Consider the following 3,806-nt stretch of genomic DNA (forward strand, 5'->3'; position numbering starts at 1 on the left):
AGGCTGGCCCCTATGTCTGGCCGTGACAGGCCCTGCGCTTTCGACTATCGCTTTTGCCATGACGCTGCCGACCGATCCTGCCGAAAACCTCGCCGCCCTTATCCGTTGCGCTTCGGTGACGCCCGCTGAGGGCGGTGCGCTGACCGCGCTGGAGACGATGCTCAAACCGCTCGGCTTCCTGGTCGATCGGCCGGTGTTTTCCGAAGACGGCACGCCCGATATCGAAAACCTCTATGCAAGGCGTTCCGGCAATGGCCCGCATCTGATGTTCGCCGGCCACACCGACGTGGTGCCGGTCGGCGACGAAGCCGCCTGGACGCATCCGCCCTTCGCCGCCGAGATCGCCAATGGCGAGATGTATGGCCGCGGCGCCGTCGACATGAAGGGCGGCATCGCCTGTTTCATCGCCGCCGTGGCGCGCCATGTCGAGGCCAATGGCGGTCCGAAAGGCTCGGTCTCGCTGCTGATCACCGGCGACGAGGAAGGCCCCGCGATCAACGGCACGGTCAAGCTGCTCGAATGGGCGGCTTCCAGGGGCGAGAAATGGGATGCCTCTGTCGTCGGCGAGCCGACCAACCCGGATGCGCTGGGCGACATGATCAAGATCGGCCGCCGCGGCTCGATGTCCGGCGCCGTCACCGTCAATGGCCGCCAGGGCCATGTCGCCTATCCCTTGCTTGCCGACAATCCGGTGCGCGGGCTGATGAGCCTGGTCGATGCCTTGCTGCATCCGGTTTTCGACAAGGGAACCAGGGATTTCCAGCCGACCAATCTGGAGGTCACCTCCATCGATGTGGGCAACCCGGCCACCAATGTCATCCCGGCCAAAGCGACCGCGACCTTCAACATCCGCTTCAACGACACCTGGACGGACGAGACCCTGCAGGCCGAAATCCACAACCGGCTCGACCAGGCGGCCAGGCGCAAGAAGTACCGGCAGGGCAAGAAGACGCCGGTCGACTACGAGCTCGTCTGGCGCGACCGGCCGAGCCATGTCTTCCTGACCCGTGACGACAGGCTGATCGAAACGCTGCGCGGCTCGATCAAGTCGGCGGTCGGCAAGGAGCCGACGCTGTCGACCTCCGGTGGAACCTCCGATGCGCGTTTCATCAAGGACTATTGCCCGGTGGTCGAGTTCGGGCTGGTCGGCAAGACCATGCACATGGTCGACGAGCGCGTCGCCATTGCCGACCTCGAGACGCTGACGCAAATCTACCAGCGCTTCATAGAAGACTGGTTCGGACAGGGCTGAACAGCATGCTTTCGGCGGACGAAACCCAAGCTTCGCTGACGGGCGCCTGGCGATTGATGCTCGGCAGAGCCGACGGCCTGCGCCTGCTCGACCTGTCGGCCGACGGCTTCTGGAATTCCTTCTTCGCCATTGTCGTTGCAGCACCGGCGCTGATCGTCGGCTGGGTCGGCATCGCCAACGAAATCGGCGATCCCGACGCCTTCGCGGGGCGCTTCAGCATGCTGGTGCGCCTGGCGACGGTCGACATCGGCTCCTGGGTGCTGCCGCTGGTTGCGCTCGCTTTCATCGCGCCGCGCGCCGGCATAGGCGGCCGCTTCGTCCACTACGTCGTTGCCAGCAACTGGGCTTCGGCCATCACCGCCTGGCTGATGCTGCCTTCGGCGCTGATCCGGCTTTTCCTGTCGTCCGCAAGCCAGGTTTCGAGCCTTGTGTCGCTGTTCCTCTTTGCCCTTTCTATGGTGCTGACCTGGCGCATGACAAATGCCACGATGGGCAGGGGCGCAGCGGTCGGCACGGCCGTTTTCGTCGGCATGTTCATTGCGTCGCTGCTGGTGCTGTTCGGCCTGCAGACGTTGCTCGGCATCACCGTCCCGGACGATGTCGGAGTTCAGAGCCTTTCCGGGCTCGTCTCGATCGGATAATCGACACCGGTGAGAAACAGCCCGTCGGGCGGCGCCACCTGGCCGCAGGCGGCGCGGTCGCGCGCCTCGAGCGATGTTTTCAGGTCGGCCGCGCTCCAGCCGCCGTCGCCGACACGCTTGAGCGAGCCGACCATCGAACGCACCTGGTTGTGCAGGAACGAGCGCGCCGAAGCCCTGACCTCGACCATGTCGCCTTGTCGGCTCACATCGAGCCGTTCCAGCGTCCTGATCGGGCTGTTGGCCTGGCACTGGGTCGAGCGGAAGGTGGTAAAGTCATGCCGTCCGAGCAGGACCTTTGCCGCTTCGTGCATGGCGCCGGCGTCGAGCCGCTTCGGCACCCACCACACCTTGCCCTTGTCGAGCGCGGCCGGCGCGCGGCGGTTCAGGATGCGGTAGAGATAGTGGCGGCCAATGGCCGAGAAGCGGGCGTCGAAACTGTCGGAGACCACCGTCGCTTTCAGGATGGCGATGCGCGCCCCGGCCGCCTGCAGATGGGCGTTGACGGCATCGCGCACCTTGTCGCTCGGCCACGCCTTGACGAGGTCGACATGCGCCACCTGCGCGGTCGCATGCACGCCGGCATCGGTGCGGCCGGCGGCGCGCAGCCTGATCGCTTCGCCGCAGAATTTTTCGATCGCCTGTTCGATCGCCTGCTGCACCGAAGGCTGATCCGCCTGGTGCTGCCAGCCGGCAAACAGGCTGCCGTCATATTCGATGTCGAGGCGAAAACGCGGCATTTGCGGCTAGAGCTCTCGCCTCGAGCAATTCCAGGAAAAGTGTGAAACGGTTTTCCGTTCGGAATTGCGTTAAAACAAAGAGGAGTGCAGTTCGCCGTTTCCGTGAAAACGGCTGACTGTTCTACGCGGCGAGAGCGGTGAAGGCGGAGGCGTAGACCAGCCTGCCTGCTTCTGGCGCGTCACCCCAGGCCAGCGCCTGCAGCGCTTCGCCCTGGTATTCGCTTTCGAAGTTCTCGGCACGCGTGTGGCTATAGCCGAAACGCCCGTAATAGGTGGGGTCGCCCAGCACCACGGCCAGCGTCTCACCACCATCCTTGAGGCGGATATGCGCCTCGCGGATCAGCGCGCCGCCAATGCCGCTGCCATGGAACGAGGGCTCCACCGCCAGCGGCGCCAGCGCCACGGCCGCGAAGGTCTTGCCGCCATTCTGGACGAACAGCCGCGAAAACAGGATATGGCCGACCACCTGGCCGTCCTCTTCCGCAACCAGTTCGGCAACCGCGTCGCCGCCGGTCACCAGCGCGTCGACCAGACCGGTCTCCGCCTGCTGGCCGAAAGCGTGTTCCTCGACGAGGCGGATGGCCTCGCGATCCCGCGGCGTTGCCGCGCGTATCGACATCATGCTCATGAGAATTTCAGTCCTTTTTCGATCTTGGCCCCGCGCAGGAATTCCGACGCGGCAGCGGGCTTTCCGCCCGCCCGTTGAACTTCGACCAGCCTGATCGCGCCTGCCCCGCAGGCGACCGTCAGCCGGTCATCGAGAATTCCTCCCGACTCGCCCAAATCTTCCGAAGGCGACAGGCCTTGCGACAGCGTCGAGCGAAGCAGTTTCAGCCGCTCCTGGCGGCCGCCAATTCCTATCTCCGACCAGGCGCCGGGAAAGGGCGACAGGCCGCGAATATGATTGTGGACCTCACTTGCCGAGCGAGTCCAGTCCACGCGAGTCTCGGATTTATCGATTTTCTTGGCGTAGGTCACCCCATCCACAGCTTGTGTGGTGAATGTCAGCGTATTCCTTTCCAGTCGCGCCAGCGCTTCCACCATCAAGGCAGCACCGACACTCATCAACCGATCATGCAGATCGCCGGCTGTCATATCGGGTTCGATAGCGCATTTTTCAACCAGCCCGACCGGACCGGTGTCCAGGCCCTCTTCCATGCGCATCACCATCATGCC

General features: G+C 64.5%; 5 protein-coding genes. 2 read left to right on the forward strand and 3 right to left on the reverse strand.

All coding sequences use genetic code 11. The features are described from left to right. Positions 1 to 58 precede the first annotated feature (58 nt). Positions 59 to 1,252 (forward strand): succinyl-diaminopimelate desuccinylase, encoded by a 1,194-nt coding sequence (gene dapE, locus EN994_RS21910; protein WP_063170425.1) that lies wholly within the window; start codon positions 59 to 61, stop codon positions 1,250 to 1,252. 5 nt (positions 1,253 to 1,257) lie between these two features. Further along, positions 1,258 to 1,893 carry a hypothetical protein gene (locus EN994_RS21915; protein WP_063169726.1) on the forward strand — a complete coding sequence of 212 codons (636 nt, stop codon included), beginning with the start codon at positions 1,258 to 1,260 and terminating at the stop codon, positions 1,891 to 1,893. On the opposite strand, the gene truA is transcribed toward EN994_RS21915, so the two are convergent. From truA to EN994_RS21930, 3 genes are all read right to left on the reverse strand, one after another. Then, the gene (gene truA, locus EN994_RS21920) at positions 1,860 to 2,630 is read right to left on the reverse strand and encodes a tRNA pseudouridine(38-40) synthase TruA (RefSeq protein WP_063169727.1); all 771 of its coding nucleotides are present in this window, start codon (positions 2,628 to 2,630) and stop codon (positions 1,860 to 1,862) included. The genes EN994_RS21915 and truA overlap by 34 nt on opposite strands. 121 nt (positions 2,631 to 2,751) lie before the next feature. Further along, positions 2,752 to 3,258, reverse strand: a complete 507-nt coding sequence (locus EN994_RS21925) for an N-acetyltransferase (RefSeq protein ID WP_127307802.1) — start codon at positions 3,256 to 3,258, stop codon at positions 2,752 to 2,754. Beyond that, a partial coding sequence (locus EN994_RS21930; RefSeq protein ID WP_281060188.1) for a methionyl-tRNA formyltransferase occupies positions 3,255 to 3,806 on the reverse strand: 552 nt, incomplete at its 5' end. The genes EN994_RS21930 and EN994_RS21925, both read right to left, overlap by 4 nt.

Source organism: Mesorhizobium sp. M7A.F.Ca.CA.002.09.1.1, from assembly GCF_003998555.1.
Lineage (GTDB): Bacteria > Pseudomonadota > Alphaproteobacteria > Rhizobiales > Rhizobiaceae > Mesorhizobium > Mesorhizobium ciceri.